This window comes from Floccifex sp., from assembly GCF_051873555.1.
Taxonomy (GTDB): Bacteria; Bacillota_I; Bacilli_A; order Erysipelotrichales; family Erysipelotrichaceae; genus Floccifex.
Genome location: NZ_JBJEEY010000075.1, coordinates 1 through 2,229, shown reverse-complemented (window position 1 = coordinate 2,229; position 2,229 = coordinate 1). Strand labels below are relative to the sequence as shown.

Genomic DNA, 2,229 nt, shown 5'->3' with positions numbered 1-2,229 from the left:
GGGTGCTGTAACCCCTCGAATTTGTAAAAACTCAACTATTCGTTACAGCCCCTTTTTACAACGAACAATTTTATATATTTTCTTAAAAACAAACACAAACCAATAGAAAACATATCTATTTCTTTTTTCTTATTTTTTAGATAATACAAATGGAAAAGAGATGAAGTATATGACATTAACACTCAAACAAACAAAAAATATAGAACTTGATTATTTATTTATTGTATTTCTAATTGGCTGTGTATCAGGGTGGATCTATGAAGTTATTCTTTGTGGATGTATAGACGGATATTTTCAGAATCGAGGTATTCTATATGGTCCCTGGCTTCCTATTTATGGAATTGGAGCATTAACAATTTATTCTTTAAAACCATTAAAGAAACATCCTATTCATTTATTTATTTTATGTGGATTGAATGCAGGCATTGTGGAATATCTCATTGGTTTTATCAGTATTCATGTATTTGGACTTCGATTGTGGGATTATTCAAATATGTTTATGAATATTGATGGCATTATTTGTTTAGGCAGCATTTTATGTTTTGCGATATTGGGTATTTTATTTCAATATGGATTGGAACCACGAATTCAAAAAATAGTGAAATCCCTTTCATGTGATTCTATACATACTTTTTGTACAACCATTGGATTTATATTTTTAGTAGATTGTGTTATGAGTGCAATGTTTCGTACACCTATTACATATTAGGAGAAAATATAAAAAAAGTGATATTGATTGCTGGAGCCAATCAAGGTATTGGCTATCATTTCGTGAAACAATTATTAGAAGATGGAAATTTTGTATCGGTTTTGGATATTGAAGTAAATCATTTAATCAATTTAAAAAAAACAATATTCCAATCAATTGTTGTATACATTGGCTGATATTTGTAAAGAAGAAGATATTCATAAAGGTGTATTAGAAACAATGAAAAAGTTTGAAAGAATTGATGTTGCGATTCAAAATGCTTGTTTATGTACATTTGATAGTGAAGAAGAAAGTGATTTATCTATATATCAAAAAGTCATGGATATAAATTATTTTGGTTGTCTTCGTTTATGTAAAGAAGTTTTACCAATGATGAAAAAACAAAATAAAGGAAAAATCATTTTTACGAGTTCAGGAGTTGGCGTGACTGGTTTTGGAAATATATCGCCTTATGCATCTTCAAAAGGTGCTATAGAATCATTAGCAAAGTGTCTGGCAATTGAAAATCAAGATAAAAACATATCTTTTCATTTGTTTCATCCGCCATTGACCAAAACCAATTCTTCCAATGGGTTAAAAGTTCCAAAAGAATTTATGGCCAGTGCTGAAAAAGTAGGTATGGGATTGGCAAAAAATATAGATTCAAATAAATTTGTGATTTGTCATTCTTTGTCTCAATCCATTCAAATGAAATTGTGTTACAGGCATCCGTTATATATGGGAAAAATGATGTGGAATATGACAAATAGAAAGAAGGAAAATATATGAAAAAAGTATGTAAGGTAATTTTAAAAGGCAGTGTGGTTTTATTGAGTGTTGCAGCTTTATTGGCTGCTATCAAAAAATGGAAGAACAAAGAAGCATAAAAAAATGAATTTATTTTGGATTGGAATAGGAATTGGTATTCTCACTCGTTTAACAGATATATTTGATTATAATAGTTTATTGAGCTTAAGTTCTATAGCTACTTTATTTGGATTCCGGATTGTAAGTGTAACGATTATTATAATTTATAGTCAATCGCATAAAGAAACATTTTTTAATGTCTTTCTTTATATGATTGGAATGACAATTTCATATTATGGATTGAAATATATATTGGGATTCTTTTTTCCTTTATTTGAAAGTGATGGATTTCCTGTAAAGTTATTTATTTCTTATTGTATGCAATCGATTGTTGTTAGTATGGGATGTTCTATTTTATATTTTTGGAACAAAGATAAGTGGTATAAAAATATTTTATATGCGCTTCCTTCTTCTGCATTATTGGCAGAAGGAATTTCTTGTTTGTATTTATTAATTACGCAACACATTTTACTGGTTCAAACGATATTTGATTTTATATTTGGAATAGGATTTATTTTCTATTTTAAAAATAATATTTCAAATAAAATTTTATTTATTACTACTTTGTGTATAGTAACAATTTTTGTATTCTACAATATTTATTTTGTGTCAATGATTTAAAAAAATCGCTAAGTTCAACTAAAAAGTTGATGAAGGTAGTCTAAGCCACTGAT

4 protein-coding genes are annotated in these 2,229 nt (G+C 27.9%); all 4 read left to right on the top strand.

The genetic code is table 11. The features are described from left to right. Nucleotides 1–169 precede the first annotated feature (169 nt). The 4 genes from ACI32A_RS04495 to ACI32A_RS04480 all read left to right on the top strand — a co-directional run bounded on the left by ACI32A_RS04495 (nt 170) and on the right by ACI32A_RS04480 (nt 2,176). Nucleotides 170–709 carry a putative ABC transporter permease gene (locus ACI32A_RS04495; protein WP_439753835.1) on the top strand — a complete coding sequence of 180 codons (540 nt, stop codon included), beginning with the start codon at nt 170–172 and terminating at the stop codon, nt 707–709. 17 nt (nt 710–726) lie between these two features. Continuing rightward, the gene (locus ACI32A_RS04490; RefSeq protein WP_439753834.1) at nt 727–885 is read left to right on the top strand and encodes a hypothetical protein; all 159 of its coding nucleotides are present in this window, start codon (nt 727–729) and stop codon (nt 883–885) included. Continuing rightward, nucleotides 869–1,477, top strand: a complete 609-nt coding sequence (locus ACI32A_RS04485; RefSeq protein ID WP_439753833.1) for an SDR family NAD(P)-dependent oxidoreductase — start codon at nt 869–871, stop codon at nt 1,475–1,477. The genes ACI32A_RS04490 and ACI32A_RS04485 overlap by 17 nt, the downstream gene beginning before the upstream one ends. 102 nt (nt 1,478–1,579) lie before the next feature. Then, entirely contained in the window at nt 1,580–2,176 is a 597-nt protein-coding gene (locus tag ACI32A_RS04480) for a hypothetical protein (protein WP_439753832.1), read from the top strand. Nucleotides 2,177–2,229: the final 53 nt, after the last annotated feature.

Excerpts from the sequence above, each read along its gene's own strand:
- ACI32A_RS04495 (WP_439753835.1), top strand. The coding sequence starts at position 170 with ATGACATTAACACTCAAACAAACAAAAAATATAGAACTTGATTATTTA.
- ACI32A_RS04480 (WP_439753832.1), top strand. The coding sequence starts at position 1,580 with ATGAATTTATTTTGGATTGGAATAGGAATTGGTATTCTCACTCGTTTA.